Genomic DNA, 16,616 nt, shown 5'->3' with positions numbered 1-16,616 from the left:
TCACTTTATATAGTTTAGAGCTTTGTAAATCTTTACTTGTTAAACCTGTAATAATATTTTGTTTTCTCAATACATAAGCCGAATTTTAAATTATTACCCAATAATATACTACCTCTCATACTATTTATTAGTTGATAATAGCAAAAAAACAAGCTTTGAATATAATAATGAAAAAGGAGATGTTAAATAATGGGTTATATTGTAGATATTTCGAAATGGAATGGCGACATTAACTGGGATATCGCAGCACCACAATTAGATTTTGTAATTGCACGTGTGCAAGATGGTTCAAATTATGTAGATCCTTTATATAAAAATTATGTACAAGCAATGAAAGCAAGAAATATTCCGTTTGGTAATTATGCGTTCTGTCGTTTCGTTTCAGTAGAGGATGCACGGATAGAAGCAAGAGACTTTTGGAACCGTGGTGATAAAAATGCAACAGTTTGGGTAGCTGACGTAGAAGTAAGAACAATGAACGATATGAGAGCAGGTACACAAGCTTTTATTGATGAATTACGCAGATTAGGAGCTAAGAAGGCTGGTTTATATATTGCTCATCATATGTATGCTCCATTTGGAATGGCAAATGTCAATTCTGATTTTGTATGGATTCCTCGTTATGGTGGTAACAAACCGGCATATCCATGTGATATTTGGCAATACACAGAAACAGGCAATGTGGCTGGTATCGGCAAGTGTGATTTAAATAAGCTGATTGGAAATAAGCCGTTAGCTTGGTTTACAAATCAAATTGTTGAGCCGATAAAAAAACAAGAAGGGGTTGGAATTATAGTGAATAAATATAACAAAGTAGTTACTTATGAATTTGGTGTAAATTTAGTTCCTGACATGATTCAAATGATGGATAAGCTTGGATATACTTCTAAAATAATATCTCGTGGAGATAACCAAGGGCTTGTGTATTTCGAAACAGATTATCGTCAAGGGAACGAACTGGACAAAGCAACTGCTTGGTTAGATACGAAAGGAATTAAATATTTTTATACAAAAGAGTAGTTTGCTAAATAAAAAGCCGTCATGTGACGGTTTTTTATTTTTATGTAATCTTTTAACTCTACTTATAATATGGAGAAAATAGACTAATAAACAAGCCTTTGTATACTTTTAAACATAGAATATGATGAATTCTATTAAGGAGGAAGCAGATTCATGGGGAATACTTGTCATTGTGGGCATTCCCGAAATTGTAATACATTTTGGGATAATTTAATGTTTGGGAGATGTAGATGTAAACGCAATGATTTTCACGAATGTTGTTGCAAAGAGAAACCGAAATGTGAGTGTGAAAAATGTCATTGTAAAACAAAACCGAAATGCCATTGTATTCATGAAGAGGAAGGGTTTTAATAATAAAAAAGAGTACGATTGGTATTATCCCCTATAGGTAGACAGTAAAAAAAGAGTCCATCTGATATGATGGACTCAATACTGTTTTATCTGGAGGGGATTTTTTTATGGCAAGAAAAGGACAATCATTTCAAAAATATACAGAAGAACTAAAGCGAGAAGCAGTTCGTCTTCGATTAGAAGAGAGAAAATCATTGCGAGAAATTCGTGAACAACTCGGTGTGAAGAGCGATGCCCAGATTATTGAGTGGGTAAAACGTGCGCAACAGGGGGAGTCCTTTGATGATCAACGTGGTGTCTGGAATCGAAAGAATTTTAATAGTCTAGAAGAAGAAAATGCTTATTTGAAGGCACAGGTTGAGTATTTAAAAAAGCGCAATCCAAATCTACACGGGAAGGAATGGTCCTAAAGAAAGAACGATTTTCTCTTATCGATTCATTACGCCAAGCCTATCCACTCCGATAGTTGCTTCAAATCGCGGAAGTTTCTAAGGCTGGCTACTATAAATGGCGGAAATATCATAACGTGCAGCGTTTACGTCAGAAAAGGGATATGTGGCATAAAGAACATATTTTATCTATTCATCGTCAGCACCCTTACTATGGGTATAAACGTATGACTCGTGCTTTAGCTCGAGAAGGAATGGTAATGAATCATAAACGTGTTCGCCGTCTCATGAGAGAATTAGGTATCCAATCTATCATCCGAAAAAAACGTCCATTTTACGGAAGGAAAACATCGGTGATATTTAAAAATCATTTGAACCGAGAGTTTCAAGCGGACAAACAAAATCAAAAATATGTAACGGATATTACTTATGTACGAATTGGAGATCAGTTTGCTTATTTGTCAGCCGTGTTAGACCTATATAACAATGAAATTGTCGCTTGGAAGCTATCTCGAAGAAATGATTTAGATTTGGTTTTAACTACATTACAACAATTAGAGGGGAAATCCTTATCCATTAAGCCCCTTTTACATTCAGATCAAGGGTTTCAATATACATCAAAATCTTACGCAAAGCAGTTAGAAAGATTAGGATTTGTCGGTAGTCATTCTAGACGTGGGAACTGTTTTGATAATGCATGTATTGAATCATTCTTCTCACATTTAAAAACAGAGAAGTTGTATTTAGTGCGCCCAAAAACATATGAAATGGCTTATCAAGCAATTCAAGAATATATTCAATTCTATAATACAGAAAGGTTCCAAGAAAAACTTCACGGCCTTTCCCCGATAGAATATCGGGAAAAGGCCGTGGCATAATACTCTTTTTATTACTGTCTACTTGACAGGGAGATGACCAGATACGTACTCTTTTTTTGGGTGATTATATTCCATCTTGAACAGATTTCTTTACAATTACCCATGTGTCTTTCTTTTTAACCGTTATAGCTACATTAGTTCCATTAGATTCCTTATAAAAGATATATCCATTGTTTGAGTTTACATATGTTACTGGTTCGCCTATGCAATCTCGCGAGCAGGATTTGTTGACCAGTTCAATTAGGGATAGTTCACTTGGATCGGTTTTGCTTGCTTCTATAACAGCATCAAGGCTTGTTTTTCGATAACCTTGCAAGTTTATATGAAAAAGCTGCTCTATTTCTCCTGTAATGCTAGTGTTCATTACTTCTACTGAATTCTTTTTTTCTTGAAGAAAGCCGTTTTCATAAAGTAATTTTGTATAGCCAATCCATGCTATTAACACTAGCATGAAAAACATACCCGTCATTTTAAGTATTCGAAGTCGTTTGCTTATAATTGTTTCTGAGTATTTCATTCACTCTAATCCTCCAATGTTTTTAATTTAAAATATGCTTGGATACATACTTTTAGAAGAGGATGAAAGTTAATGAGTTTTCAATAAAAAAGAAAACATCCAGAGTTAGATGCTTTCTTTTTTTTGTATTTTTGGCTATCTGTTCGTTACTTGTTTCATAAGTGGTCTTATTTCTTTAACTGGTGGTTTCTTATCATAGGCATCAACGTAAGAAAAGTAGTAGTTTAAGTTTCTTAGAAGACCTTTTCCTATTTTTGCACTTAAGAAAGGAAATACTTGTCCGGTATAATCATCAAGAGATTTACAGTAATATTTTTCATCTAAATATATACTGTATTTACATGTTAGTTCTACTAAAGGATTCCCTTCATCATCAAATACTTCTTTAGAATCAATAATATCTATTAGTGCAAATTTTTCATTTAAGTAAACTTTCTTTTTTTTCTCGTGTTTATTTGTAAGTATAAAAACGAGACCAATCGCGTTAATCAAACTATTTCCTCCTATAAAAAACGGATATTAATAAAATATATCGATATAAGCTAAATGTAAAGAGGAGAGGTGAAATATCATGGAGAGAAAACTAAATAAGCCGATTTATGTTTGGAAACCGACTTATTTTTATCAAGTATTACTTAGTAGTAATATCTACTCTGATTAAAGTTTCACTTTATTGAAATACTTGCGGGAATTGTTTTACGATTGCGTTTGTTATCATGTCGGCCATTTCTAATGCTTCTTTTTCAATTTTATCGTAAAGTTTTACTCCTGCTTCATAATCTTTATTTAGGAAGGCAAGTGCTTCTGCTTTCGTTAGTGCTAAATGTTCATAAAACATTTTTCTAAATTCTTCTTTATCTATATATGGGTTGATACTGTTAAGAAATTCAATAATTTCATCACCATTAGCGTACCATTTTTTCTCTATAGCGGCCGCTGCATTTTGATTACCAGCTTTTGCGGCTTTAACAAGATCCGCTGCAATTACTAAGTGATCTTTAATTAATGCACTATATTTTTTCACTGCATCCTCACCGTAAAATGGTTCAAGTGATAGTCCCATATGTGTTGCGTTTTGTAGAAGTCGTCCAACAGTAACGTTAACATCTGGTAAATTAAAGACTATACTTATAATAGCCAATCTCGTCCAAGCGACGTGTTGTTCCCATAAAGAACGCATATACCCTTTTAAAAAATTCTCATTTTTACTAATTCGGTAGTTCCGTACGGATAAATCATAGTTTACATAAGGGTTATGGTAGGGGGAGTAATACGATTGCCAATAAGAATACATAAATAGTAACACTCCTTTGAACATGTATAACTCAAAGTATGATGAAGATTTATTTTTAGTTACGTGTCCTAGATTATTTTTAGGGAATTTGAAATGGAGAAATTCAATGAATGATGTTGTGGTATATATGAATAAATTGAATATAAAGTAAAAGAGGGTCTGCAAGGGAAGTTGCAGACCCTCAAAAGGGTATTGCCGAGATGTCGGACTCGACTACGTAATGTTATCATAAAATTCTTTTGAAAAACCCTGGTAAATGTGTCCAAATGAAATTAGGACCTTCATACAGTCAAAGGGACCTGCTTCCCGCGGCAGGCCCCAATAACTAGATAATGTCGATGAGCAAAAAACTCATCTGGAGTACTTTTATAGTAACAAGTAAAATGTCTTTTGTGTATTGAGAAAGAAGAATTGCATAATTATATGTGAACAATTTAACTCCCAACAATTCATGATAATCATGAATTGTTGGGAGTTAAATATGGTTATAAAATGGAGAAAAGACTTGGAAGTGAGATCGAGGTACACAGAAGTATGTAATCATGAAAAAGACCTGCTAATATAAGCAGGTCAACTTAAGGGATTTATCCAACAGATTATTATATATGGTAACAACTGAATTGTAGTAAGTCTATACGTTTAATATTGAGAAAACTTCTGTGAATGATACATTTTTTGCGCATATATTAACGTCTAAAAAGTTGAGAAAGAAAATGTAAAAGCTTTTTATAAGAGAATAATGGCTGATACTTATAGTATGATTCATATTTCCACGCATCATTATTAGAGAATTGGAGTTTTTGTGTTTTCGTTTTCGCTGTGATGGAACTCATATTACGATGCTTCATATAGTAACCTCCTGAATTTATATGTATACGATTAGTAGTATTCAAGAAAGGGAAATAAAATGAACATTTAAATTGAAACTCTTTCTTCTTGTGTACTGGATTTACGTTATAAATGTTGTAAAACATATAAAACACGGATGCTAATTCATATTAAATATAGAATAATGAAAAAACAATAAGCGTTTATCCATCCCTTTCAAGTCGCATAAGTGATTGATATAATAGAAGTAGATGAAAGATAAAGAAAAGCAGGTGACTCTTTTTTGTTTACTAAAGCACAAGAACTTTTAGCGTCCTACTTTGGTTATTCTTCGTTTCGAAGAGGACAAGATGAAACAATTAAAAATGTACTAGATGGGAAAGATACGGTTTGTATTATGCCAACGGGTGGCGGTAAGTCAATTTGTTATCAAATTCCGGCATTAGTATTTGAAGGCACGACGTTGGTTATATCTCCTTTAATATCACTTATGAAGGATCAAGTAGATACATTGGTACAGAATGGCATTTCAGCTACATATATTAATAGTTCTATTTCGATTGCTGAAGCAAATCAGCGAATTCAATTAGCGAAACAAGGACATTACAAATTACTTTATGTCGCGCCTGAGCGTCTTGATTCGATGGAGTTTGTTGACCAACTTATCGATATGAAAATCCCTATGATTGCGATTGATGAAGCACACTGTATTTCACAGTGGGGACATGATTTCCGTCCAAGTTATTTACATATACATCGCATATTAGATTATCTTCCAGAAAAGCCGCTCGTATTAGCATTAACAGCAACAGCAACACCGCAAGTACGTGATGATATTTGTAATACACTTGAAATTAATAAAGAAAATACAATTATGACAACGTTTGAGCGTGAGAACTTATCGTTTTCTGTCATTAAAGGGCAAGATCGAAATGCATATTTGGCGGATTATATTCGTCAAAATCAAAAGGAATCTGGGATTATATATGCAGCTACTAGAAAAGTAGTCGATCAGTTATATGAAGATTTAATGAAGGCAGGAGTTTCTGTATCAAAATATCACGCTGGTATGAGTGATAGTGATCGAAATGAGCAACAAGAACTCTTTTTACGAGATGAAGTAAGTGTAATGGTAGCAACATCTGCATTCGGGATGGGTATTGATAAATCGAATATTCGTTACGTAATTCATTATCAGCTTCCAAAAAATATGGAAAGTTACTATCAAGAAGCAGGACGTGCTGGTCGTGACGGATTAGATAGTACATGTATATTGTTATATTCTTCTCAAGATGTACAAGTACAGCGTTTTTTAATTGATCAATCAACTGGAGAATCACGTTTTTCAAATGAACTTGAAAAATTGCAAAATATGACCGATTACTGTCATACAGAACAATGTTTACAATCATTCATTTTGCAATACTTTGGAGAAGAACCGAAAGAAGATTGTGGACGCTGTGGTAATTGTACAGACAATCGCGAGAGCATCGATGTGACAAGGGAATCACAAATGGTTTTATCATGCATGATTAGAACGAACCAACGCTTTGGAAAGCAAATGATAGCGCAAGTACTAACTGGGTCGAAGAATAAGAAAGTTATTGAATTTAATTTTCATACTTTACCAACGTATGGGCTTTTATCGAACCGTAGTGTAAAAGAGGTCAGTGAGTTTATTGAGTTTTTAATTTCAGACGAGTTAATTGCAGTTGAGCATGGCACTTATCCGACGTTAAAAGTAACAGAAAAAGGGAAAGAAGTATTACTTGGTAAAGAGAATGTTTTACGAAAAGAACGAGTAGAGACAAGACAAATTGTTCAAGACCATCCTTTATTTGAAGTGCTTCGTGAAGTACGTAAAGAAATTGCACAAGGAGAAGGTGTACCTCCGTTCGTTATTTTCTCTGACCAAACATTGAAAGATATGTGCGTGAAAATGCCGCAAAGTGATTCCGAATTGTTGACGGTAAAAGGTATCGGAGAACACAAACTTGTGAAATATGGCTCGCACTTCTTACAAGCAGTTCAGCATTTTATTGAAGAAAATCCAAATTATGCTGAAACGATTAAGACAGAAGTAGTTTCAGAGCGTAAAAAGTCAGGAAAAGCGTCCGCAAATTCTCATTTAGAAACGTATGAAATGTATAAACAAGGTATTGATTTGAATGAGATTGCAAAAGAACGTAACTTATCAAGACAAACAATCGAAAACCATTTAATTCGCTGCTATGAGGATGGAATGGAAGTAGATTGGAAAAGCTTTGTTCCAGCAGAGTATGAATCTCTTATTGAAACTGCCGTTCAAAATGCAGATGGTGGTCTGAAATCTATTAAAGAACAGCTTCCGAATGAAGTGAGTTACTTTATGATTCGTGCTTATTTACAAATAAGAAAGTAGAGGCATATAAAGGGGATAAGAATTTATGTATCATGTTTTCGTTTATGGCACGTTAAGAAGAGGACAAACGAATGCTCATTATATGCTAGGTGCAACATGCATCGCAGACAGAGCTTGGACATATGGCAAATTATTTGATACGAACGAAGGATATCCGGCCATGACTTATTCGATTGAAGAACAGGTGTATGGAGAAGTTTATGTAGTAAATGATGAGATATTGTGTAAGTTAGATGAACTAGAAGAATATACAGGTAATGCGGAGACTGATTTATATGATCGAATCACGCAAACAGTATATGTTGCTGATAGGGAAATTGAGGCATATGTGTATATCGCTCAAGATAAAAAGATGTTAAAGAAAGTGATAGACTCTGGTGACTGGCTTATGTATCAAAAAATATAATAAGGTAGTTTTAAAAATTGGAAAGCAGATAATGACGAATTCATTATCTGCTTTTTATTGTGTGAATAATTGTCGTTCTCTTTTTATTCTTATAGTTCTTAGTACGATTCCAATTCCGAGAAATAAAACAGTAGCAGCGACCCCGCTAATAGGATTTAACCAAAAATCACTACTGTTTGTAAGGGTAATAATCCCTGTTAGGGTAACTAAAACAGTAGGAACAGCATCCTCAATCGCATGCATGATAACGCATGGCCAGACGGATTTTGTAAGTCTATATATTTCAACATACATAATTGACCAACAAACCATAAGGATATAGCCAGATAGAAGCATATTTAATCTTGAGATAGATTCAAAATATTCATTTGAAGAGCCTCCTTTACTTTTATTTATCCTACTATTTATGGGCAGTAAAGCGCCCATTGATTAAATTCTTTAATTTTTACAATGTTTTTTAATAGATAAATTAAATAGGAGACAAATAGAAAGTAGTATCTTTTGCATGCATCATTATACTATATGTGTATTTGTGTGATTTAGATGTTGCATATTCTTTTTAAATTAGAAAGATGAAAAGTAAGTTTTTTCGGAAAATTTAAATGGAAACTATTGACTTTATGATTGGATTTTTAATACAATGATACTTCGACTGAAAAATTAGAACGGACAGGAGGGAATCGTCGAAATGAGCAACATATTTGAAGATGAGTTACAAAAAATGAAGGATACTTTACATACGATGGATAAGCAATTGGATAAGCTTGAAAAAATCCCAGTTTATTATGGAGAAGATTTTAAAGAGCAAATTCTTGAAAGTATGAGGGAGTCTAATAGACAAAACTTACGTATTGGTGTGCAAGAGCCGTACTTTGGAAGGTTAGATTTTCAGGAAGATGGAAAAGAAGAAGTTATGCCGATTTATATCGGAAAAGTAGGGGTTTCGGATATGGACACGATGAAGCCAATCATTATCGATTGGCGGGCACCTGTCGCAAGTATGTTTTATTCATTTACCGGTGGAGACGAATTAGCATTTTATCAATCACCAGATGGGTTAGTAGAAGGTGATGTGTATTTAAAACGAAACATTTCCATTCGAAAAAGAGAACTTGAACGTGTTGTTGATACATATGTAAAAGGAAATGAAGATGTATCGCATGCCGATGATTTTCTTCTATATCGATTAGGTGAGAATAAAGATAATAAGCTAAAGGATATTGTTTCAACGATTCAATCGGAACAAAATGATATTATTCGAGCGGAAAGAAATTTACCATTACTTATTCAAGGGGTTGCAGGGAGTGGAAAGACAACAATTGCTTTACATCGCCTTGCTTTTTTAATTTATGAATATCGTGAACAACTAGAAGCAGAAAGAATGATCGTATTTGCGCCGAATAGTCTGTTTTTAGACTATATTTCGAGTGTACTTCCTGAATTAGGTGTAGGGAATATTAATCAAACAACGTTTCCGGATTGGGCATTACGTACGTTAGATGATTCAGTGAAACTAAAGCAGACAGAAGAAAAATTGAAAGAAGCATTTTCAATTAGTCGTGATGAAAAGAAGGTAATGCTAGGTAAATTAAAGGGTACGTTGGAATTTAAGACGTTTATTGAAGAGAGAATGATCCAATTTGAAAATGAGTTAGTTCCGACAAAAGATTTTGAGGCGTGGGATAGAGCAATTATTCCAGTAGAAGATATTAAAAAATGGATGCAAGTTGAATATAAACATTATCCTTTACAGAAAAGAAGAGAACGATTAGTAGGACGAATGAAGCGCTGGATTGAAATTGAACTTAAAAAATTCGGGGAAACAAACGAGAAAAAATTACTTAAAAAAGAAGCGACTAAGAGACTGAACGCATATATGAAGTTTTGGCCGAAAATGAGTGCTCTTTCACTGTATAGTTCAATAGTAAAAAGTAAAGAAATACTTGAGGTATTACCTGAAGAACTTGTTAAAGAAACAGAAAAGAGTTGTCGTAAAAAAGAAGTGTATGTAGAAGATTTACCAGCTTTAATATACATACATCATCGTATAACAGGGATTGAAATCGGGCAGAAGTTTCATCACGTTGTTATTGATGAAGCGCAAGATTTTTCGCCTTTCCAAGTTTATGTATTAAAAGAAATTACATTAGGTAATTCTTTCACTATATTAGGTGATTTATCGCAAGCGATTTATGATTACCAAGGAATTGAAGATTGGAATGCTTTTAAGGAAGTATTCCAAGAAACCGGTTATTATGAATTGACAAGAAGTTATCGTTCTACAAAAGAAATTATTGAATTTGCAAATGAAATAATTAAAAATGCAGAAATCCCAGTAGGACTCGCAACACCAGTCTTCCGCAGTGGAGAAGATGTGAAAGTAATTCATGCAGAAAATCAATTTACTGAAATTGTGAAGACGGTAAAACATTTGCAAAATGCAGATGTGAAAACAATTGCGGTAATCGGAAGAACAGAAGATGAATGCCGTGATATATATGTGAAATTAACAAATGCAGGATTAACGGTCAACGTAATTGAAGCAAACCAAAGTAAATATGAAGGTGGTATATCAGTAGTACCTGTCTATTTAGCGAAAGGTTTAGAATTTGATGCGGTGCTTTTAATTGATGTGGATGAAGAACATTACAAAAACACAAAACATGATGCAAAATTACTATATGTCGGATGTACGAGATCACTTCATGACTTATGGATTTTCCATAGTGGGGAAGCGTCACCTTTAATTAAAGGATTAAAATAAAGTGGAACTATAATCAGTGGGGAGTTTTACTGCAAGCTAATGTGGGATAAATATAAAAAGAGGATTTCTATTACTGTCTACTTAACAGGGAGATGACTATGAAGATCCTCTTTTTATATTGAAATTAATGTTCAATTTTAAACGAATAAAGCCATTAATATTAAATTTTGATAGCTATCATCCAATTTTACACCCTTTGCTTTTCTACCCTCTTCAAAGAAGCCTAGATTCTTATATAACTGGATTGCACCTAGATTATCTTCCATTACCTCAAGACAAACTTTTTCAATCTTACTGTTATTTTTAGCCCAATTGATTAACGTTTCTAGAAGAGCTCTTCCAATACCATAATTTCGATATTCAGGTAGTATGGTCATCGCAAAAGCCCCTTGATGACTAATTTTTTCTTTGTTTCCGTTCTTAAAATCTATTGCACCGACTAACTTACCATCAACTTCAGCAATAAACTGTACATAATTTGGATTTTCATGATAAGCTTTTAACGTTTTTTGAATAGCATCGATACGTACCTTTTTTACATCCTCAACCGTACTTAGCATGTATGGAGCGTTTATTAAAGCTTTTGAAGCAGAATCTAGTATTCTTTCTGCATCCTGTTCTTTAGCTTCTCTAATTATTACTGTTTTTCCATCCTTAGATTTATAAGTAAAAACATTAGTTGATAAGATACTACACACACCCTTTCGGAATATAATTAATTAAAATTTTCAACTGTTTCGCGATTCTTAAGTAAGAAAAAGTCGTATCACCTTTTTCTGCAATCGTTCTGCTTCAACTTAATAATGATTATTTCAAATATTTATAATTTTTACAAGGATTCATTCCATTATATAGTCCGATTGTTGAATAACATGACTGGCGTTTTTCAAACAATTTTATTATGTTTTAAACAACTTTATTATCTCTGTACAAGATGAATTAACGACTTGAGCTGTTGTGTAAATAATATACAATGACCATTTCTAATTCCTTAGTTTGTTCTTTTTCCCATATACGAACAGCATCTACTGGAGTTTGTGTATGTTTTAACCAATCTAGAATAAGGTGTAGTTGTTCTTGTATTTGACCAATGTTTTGCTCCTTTATGTTCTTATTCTGAATTCTATTAATTAATTGAAGCATATAGGGAAGTTTTTCTATACATTCGCTTAAATCTCCGCAATAACCTGAAGGGAATTCATGTGTACCAAATTCTAAAGTATGGATGTAATTAGAAACTAGGTATATCATAGCTTCTTGTTCGGTATCACCACCTAATTCAATCGCTTTTCGAAGGAATTTTTCTAAATCGTCATCTTTATTGCTAGAGTCCATATAAATTCCTATCCATCTAAAAGGTCTTGAATCAAATGGGTTGTTTTCTGTCCATCTATATAGAATGTCTATTAGAAAACTATTTAGTGAAAAAGTTAAGACCTCATCTTTTTCGTTTAATGCATCTAAAATAGTAAACAGTGAAATGGCAAACTCTTCTTGATCTTTTGATTCCCATTTCTTTGCATTTGAAATAAATGTCTCTAAAGGTTTATAAGCTAATTTTCGAAGTCCCGCTTCGCGATGCTGACAATAACAAATAAAATCATGCCAATGTTCATTTGTATTCATATGTATAATAATAGTTTGTAATGCAGTGAGAGGTTTATCCATTATAAGTCCCCATTCTATTAAGCACGTGTTGAAAATTTATTGTTATTATATCATTACATAAATTAAAGTAGGAAGAATTTAAGATGGATTTTATTGGTCACGGAATCCAATCAATTGGTAATGTAGCGGTTCTAACAGGACTCATTATTGACTTTGAAGATGAAACGTAAAAAAGTTATTATGTTTATCTGAATATTGAGGGAATACAAGAATTTTATTTATTTAATTTTTAGAAAAAATAGACTATAACTTTAATGAATGGTATAATTTCCTTGTTATTGGAATTAAAATGAAAATATTAGAAGAAAAAGGATAGGGTTGGTTTTAATGGGGGATTCTGATCACAAAGAAACAAAGGCAATATTAAAGTTATGGTTTATTTATATACCACTTGCATTTGGAGAGTTTGTCTTTTCGAATATCATAGATTATTTAAAAAAATAAAGATTTTGCATTTGAAAAACAATTAACCTAATTTAATTGTTTTTTTATTTTTCTCTAATAAACCAAACAAAAATAAAGATTTTGAACAAGATGAAGTTTATGAAGGAAATAACGTTGATTAGGTGCTGAAAACGGGAATCATTCAAGCATGGTAATTCGCCATTTTTATAGCTTCCTATAGTGAAATGTTATGTTCACATCATATGTATACGATATTTGTAACTTAATATAGCATTACTGGAACTTCAAAATTAGTAGTTAGTGCTATAGATATATAACTTAGCTAAAAAAGCAAAAATCATATAATTTGCGCTTTTTATTATCCGTTTTTTGGTAAATGATTATAGTTTTTGTCACATTAATACTGTACGATACATAGTATAAAACACATACTGTATGACATATAGTAATGGAAATGAGGTGAGTGAATGGATACTTTATTAAACTCGTTAATTACTGAGTTAAGAAGAGGGACATTAACGTTAGCTGTTTTAAGTCAATTAAGAACGCCGCAGTACGGATATTCACTTGTCCAGTTATTGGAGCAATCAGGGATTACAATTGATCAAAGTACTTTATATCCACTACTTCGCCGATTAGAAAAGCAGGGGTTAGTGACGAGTAGTTGGGATAAAACAGAGAGTAGACCTCGTAAGTATTATGTTTTAAGTGAATATGGATTAGAGATATTTTTACAATTGAAAAAGCAGTGGGTAAAGGATTCGAAAGAACTTTATAACTTATTAAAGGAGGAGGACGAAAATGAGTTTGATTGATATGTATGTCCATGAAGTTGCGAAGAGATTGCCTGAACAAAATCGTGAAGATATTACACTTGAACTACGGTCAACAATAGAGGATATGTTACCAGACGATTATAATGAGGAAGATGTGAAGAGCGTACTCGAAAAATTGGGAAGTCCAGTTTCATTGGCTAATGGGTACTTGGATAGACCAATGCATTTAATTGGACCACGTTATTTTGATGTATATACGACGCTATTAAAAATGATTATACCAATTGCAGCTGTTATTGCGCTCATTTCAATGGTTGCAGAAAATTTTATAGGCTATAATGGTGATCAAGCGGTATTAAATGTTATTTTACAATTGATAGGTAAAGGTATAGGGGAAATTTTTGAAGTGGGTCTCCATGTATTTTTCTGGTTGACACTTGTGTTTGTTATTTTAGAAAGAACAGATAAAGACAAAGGTATCGAGCCGTTGACGACAAGTTTAAAAAAATGGACACCAGATGATTTGAAAAACATCTCGTATATCCCAAAGAAAAAAGCAATCTCGAAGTTTGAAGTTTTTGGAGGTTTAATGTGGACAGCAATATGGGCTACACTTTACTTTTATGCGAATCATCTTGTAGGCGTATATCATGGTACAGAAAACGGATTGAAGTTTGTCGCGCCAACGTTTAATCAAGATGTTTTGCTTCAATACTGGCCCCTAATTTTGGTTATGATCGTTTTCGAAGTAGCTATATCACTTTATAAGTTAGTACAGGGACAATGGACGAAAAGGTTGGCAATTGGAAATGCTATTCTTCAAGTAGTCGGAACAATCATATTCATTGTAATTGTAGTAAATCCACATTTATTAAACGAAGGATTCATTACGTATTTGGCAAATGCATTTACTATTTCCTCAGAGGAGTTTAAAACGTGGCTCATTGGGGGAGGAATTTTCTTCTACATGTTATCTGCTGCAATAAATATACTTGATGGTTTCCGAAAAGCTAGTATTCGTATGTAGATAAAAATCGGAAATTTCGATAAAATAAAACTATTGAAAAGATAGTGAAATAAGATGAACATGATGAAAGGAAGAAAACAATGATAAGGGAAGCAACGAAAAGAGATTTAGCATACATTTTAGATATTTATAACGATGCGATACTTTATACAACAGCTGTATATGCGTATAAACCTGTAACCCTTGAAAATAGAATAGATTGGTATGAACAAAAAAAGGCTGAAGGGTATCCAATTTTCGTATATGAATCAGATAATAAAGTAGTAGGATTTGCGACATTTGGACCATTTAGAGCTTGGCCTGCTTATAAATATTCAATTGAGCATTCGGTGTATGTTGATAAGGATTATAGAAAAAATGGGATTGGGACGTCTTTAATGAAAACATTAATCGAAATTGCAAAGGAAAGAGAGTATATGACCTTAATTGCTGGAATTGATGCAGAGAATGAGAAAAGTATTGCCTTGCATCAAAACTATGGATTTATTCATGCAGGAACAATAAAAAAAGCTGGTTATAAGTTTAATAAATGGCTAGATTTAGCTTTTTATCAGCTGGAACTTAACGGTCCTGAAAATCCTATAGAAGAATAAATATTTTTCGGTAGCAAGAAAAAATTCATGCTACCTTTTTCTTATTTTAATAGCTAATGAAAAGTTTTTTTACATTCAATGTTGAAATATTAGAAGTTAATATAACGATATAAAAAGAGGGATGGAAATGGAAATTGTTATAAATAAAATAAAAGAGGTACAATCTAATTATGTGGGAATGGCAATTTATTCTACAAAAGATAATCGGATAGTTGCTTCATATAATAATGAATTAAATATTCCGTTAGCATCAGCAGCAAAATTAGTCATTGGATTTGTAGTAACGCAAATGGTGAAGGAAAATAAACATAATTGGAATGATATACTTCATCACATTAAATTTAATCCGCATGAAGATAGTGCGCAGTTATATCCGCATTTACAAGGAAGAACTTCTTTAACACTTAGTCAAGCGGTAGAGGTAATGATTGCTTGTCATGATAGTTGCGTTGCACAGTCAGTTGTAATGCACTGTGGTGGATGGGATGCTGTGAAAATGTACGCACAAACGTACTTTTCAAAAATTTATATACAAGAGAATGCTAGAGATGAGAAAAATGTTGGAGAATTAAGTGAAGTTCTTGCCCTTTTCATACAAACCTTTCAAGGTTATAAATCAGAACCAGAATTATGGGAACCAATTATTTGCGGCATGGTAAGACAGCAAGGAGAGTATGAAGAAATCCCATATTATCATCTAGCTCATATGAAAGGTGGATTACTCACAGCTACAATAAATATTGGTATTATAGGAATGTTTAACGAATTTCCGCTTCTTTATGTGATGGGGGAAAAGATTTACCGAATCGCCGTGAAAATAAAGAGGTAGATGAAGCTTTTGCAGTAGTTTTAAAGTACATATACAAAGAATATAGTGAAAGCATGCTAGGAGTGAGCGATTGAAAAGAAACTTAAAGACTTCAACAATCATTATTTTAATTTTAACGATTATTGCTCTTGAAGTTGGAATCGCACTATATGATCACAATTTGTCATTAGATACAATTTACTTTGCAGCGATCCTTATTTGTATTGTATTGCTTTTTGGCACACGTGTTTCTGAAGTGAAAGAAAGTACATCGAAACGAGGACGAAGAAAAATAGCTGTTATATTTTGGCCATCTGTTTTATTGTCTATCGCTTGTTTTGCAGTTATAAGTTACATAAGGGTAGGCTATGTCTCTGTACCAGGGATAATTGGCTTTTCATGCTTTATTACATATGGTGGATTCGTTTTGATTAGTATTTTAAAAGGGAAAAATAAAATGTAGCTTACTAAGTTGAAAGGAAGCAATGTAT

The 16,616-nt window shown here is 33.0% G+C and carries 14 protein-coding genes and 4 pseudogenes; 11 read left to right on the top strand and 7 right to left on the bottom strand.

Annotated elements, in window-relative coordinates; translation table 11 throughout:
* Positions 1–189 precede the first annotated feature (189 nt).
* Together ACTFR3_RS01590 and ACTFR3_RS01585 are read left to right on the top strand one after the other, a co-directional pair.
* Positions 190–1,020 carry a GH25 family lysozyme gene (locus tag ACTFR3_RS01590; RefSeq protein WP_063220353.1) on the top strand — a complete coding sequence of 277 codons (831 nt, stop codon included), beginning with the start codon at positions 190–192 and terminating at the stop codon, positions 1,018–1,020.
* 458 nt (positions 1,021–1,478) lie between these two features.
* Positions 1,479–2,638, top strand: a pseudogene (locus ACTFR3_RS01585) (IS3 family transposase).
* 64 nt (positions 2,639–2,702) lie between these two features.
* Here the strand turns inward: ACTFR3_RS01585 and ACTFR3_RS01580 are convergent.
* From ACTFR3_RS01580 to ACTFR3_RS01565, 4 genes are all read right to left on the bottom strand, one after another.
* A complete protein-coding gene (locus ACTFR3_RS01580; RefSeq protein ID WP_000877572.1) occupies positions 2,703–3,155 on the bottom strand; it encodes a hypothetical protein in 453 nt (150 codons plus the stop codon).
* A 135-nt stretch (positions 3,156–3,290) separates the two neighbouring features.
* Positions 3,291–3,647, bottom strand: coding sequence for a hypothetical protein (locus tag ACTFR3_RS01575; RefSeq protein ID WP_000606231.1), 357 nt, complete (start codon positions 3,645–3,647; stop codon positions 3,291–3,293).
* Between the two features lie 178 nt (positions 3,648–3,825).
* The gene (locus ACTFR3_RS01570; RefSeq protein ID WP_000287728.1) at positions 3,826–4,449 is read right to left on the bottom strand and encodes a hypothetical protein; all 624 of its coding nucleotides are present in this window, start codon (positions 4,447–4,449) and stop codon (positions 3,826–3,828) included.
* A 686-nt stretch (positions 4,450–5,135) separates the two neighbouring features.
* Positions 5,136–5,297: a hypothetical protein gene (locus ACTFR3_RS01565; RefSeq protein WP_000682744.1), complete on the bottom strand. Its 162-nt coding sequence runs from the start codon at positions 5,295–5,297 to the stop codon at positions 5,136–5,138.
* 263 nt (positions 5,298–5,560) lie between these two features.
* On the opposite strand from ACTFR3_RS01565, the gene recQ reads away from it, so the two are divergent.
* Together recQ and ACTFR3_RS01555 are read left to right on the top strand one after the other, a co-directional pair.
* On the top strand, positions 5,561–7,678 hold the full coding sequence (gene recQ, locus ACTFR3_RS01560; protein WP_072770035.1) for a DNA helicase RecQ: 2,118 nt from the start codon (positions 5,561–5,563) through the stop codon (positions 7,676–7,678).
* Between the two features lie 25 nt (positions 7,679–7,703).
* On the top strand, positions 7,704–8,084 hold the full coding sequence (locus ACTFR3_RS01555; protein ID WP_000274908.1) for a gamma-glutamylcyclotransferase family protein: 381 nt from the start codon (positions 7,704–7,706) through the stop codon (positions 8,082–8,084).
* 54 nt (positions 8,085–8,138) lie between these two features.
* Here the strand turns inward: ACTFR3_RS01555 and ACTFR3_RS01550 are convergent.
* Positions 8,139–8,453, bottom strand: a pseudogene (locus tag ACTFR3_RS01550) (CPBP family intramembrane glutamate endopeptidase); the annotation flags it as partial.
* A 319-nt stretch (positions 8,454–8,772) separates the two neighbouring features.
* Here ACTFR3_RS01550 and ACTFR3_RS01545 point away from each other — a divergent pair.
* A complete protein-coding gene (locus ACTFR3_RS01545; RefSeq protein WP_440041280.1) occupies positions 8,773–10,848 on the top strand; it encodes a HelD family protein in 2,076 nt (691 codons plus the stop codon).
* 137 nt (positions 10,849–10,985) lie between these two features.
* Here the strand turns inward: ACTFR3_RS01545 and ACTFR3_RS01540 are convergent, their stop codons facing one another.
* Both ACTFR3_RS01540 and ACTFR3_RS01535 read right to left on the bottom strand, forming a co-directional pair.
* A complete protein-coding gene (locus tag ACTFR3_RS01540; RefSeq protein WP_000337118.1) occupies positions 10,986–11,546 on the bottom strand; it encodes a GNAT family N-acetyltransferase in 561 nt (186 codons plus the stop codon).
* Between the two features lie 241 nt (positions 11,547–11,787).
* Entirely contained in the window at positions 11,788–12,516 is a 729-nt protein-coding gene (locus tag ACTFR3_RS01535; RefSeq protein ID WP_440041282.1) for a hypothetical protein, read from the bottom strand.
* 92 nt (positions 12,517–12,608) lie between these two features.
* Between ACTFR3_RS01535 and ACTFR3_RS01530 the strand changes: the two are divergent.
* The 6 genes and pseudogenes from ACTFR3_RS01530 to ACTFR3_RS01505 form a co-directional block, all read left to right on the top strand.
* Positions 12,609–12,683: pseudogene (locus tag ACTFR3_RS01530) on the top strand (DUF6944 family repetitive protein); the annotation flags it as partial.
* Between the two features lie 705 nt (positions 12,684–13,388).
* Positions 13,389–13,736: a PadR family transcriptional regulator gene (locus tag ACTFR3_RS01525; RefSeq protein ID WP_103621491.1), complete on the top strand. Its 348-nt coding sequence runs from the start codon at positions 13,389–13,391 to the stop codon at positions 13,734–13,736.
* On the top strand, positions 13,723–14,724 hold the full coding sequence (locus ACTFR3_RS01520) for an HAAS signaling domain-containing protein (protein WP_440041284.1): 1,002 nt from the start codon (positions 13,723–13,725) through the stop codon (positions 14,722–14,724). Before ACTFR3_RS01525 ends, ACTFR3_RS01520 begins: the two co-directional genes overlap by 14 nt.
* Before the next feature lie 80 nt (positions 14,725–14,804).
* Entirely contained in the window at positions 14,805–15,317 is a 513-nt protein-coding gene (locus ACTFR3_RS01515; RefSeq protein WP_440041286.1) for an N-acetyltransferase family protein, read from the top strand.
* A gap of 127 nt (positions 15,318–15,444) precedes the next feature.
* A pseudogene (locus tag ACTFR3_RS01510) lies at positions 15,445–16,220 on the top strand (serine hydrolase).
* Positions 16,217–16,588 carry a hypothetical protein gene (locus ACTFR3_RS01505; protein WP_440041287.1) on the top strand — a complete coding sequence of 124 codons (372 nt, stop codon included), beginning with the start codon at positions 16,217–16,219 and terminating at the stop codon, positions 16,586–16,588. Before ACTFR3_RS01510 ends, ACTFR3_RS01505 begins: the two are co-directional and overlap by 4 nt.
* Positions 16,589–16,616: the final 28 nt, after the last annotated feature.

The organism is Bacillus cereus group sp. MYBK14-1 (assembly GCF_051916885.1).
Classification (GTDB): domain Bacteria; phylum Bacillota; class Bacilli; order Bacillales; family Bacillaceae_G; genus Bacillus_A; species Bacillus_A cereus.
The sequence above is the reverse complement of the archived record's forward strand: the minus strand, read 5'-3'. Positions and strand labels throughout refer to the sequence as shown.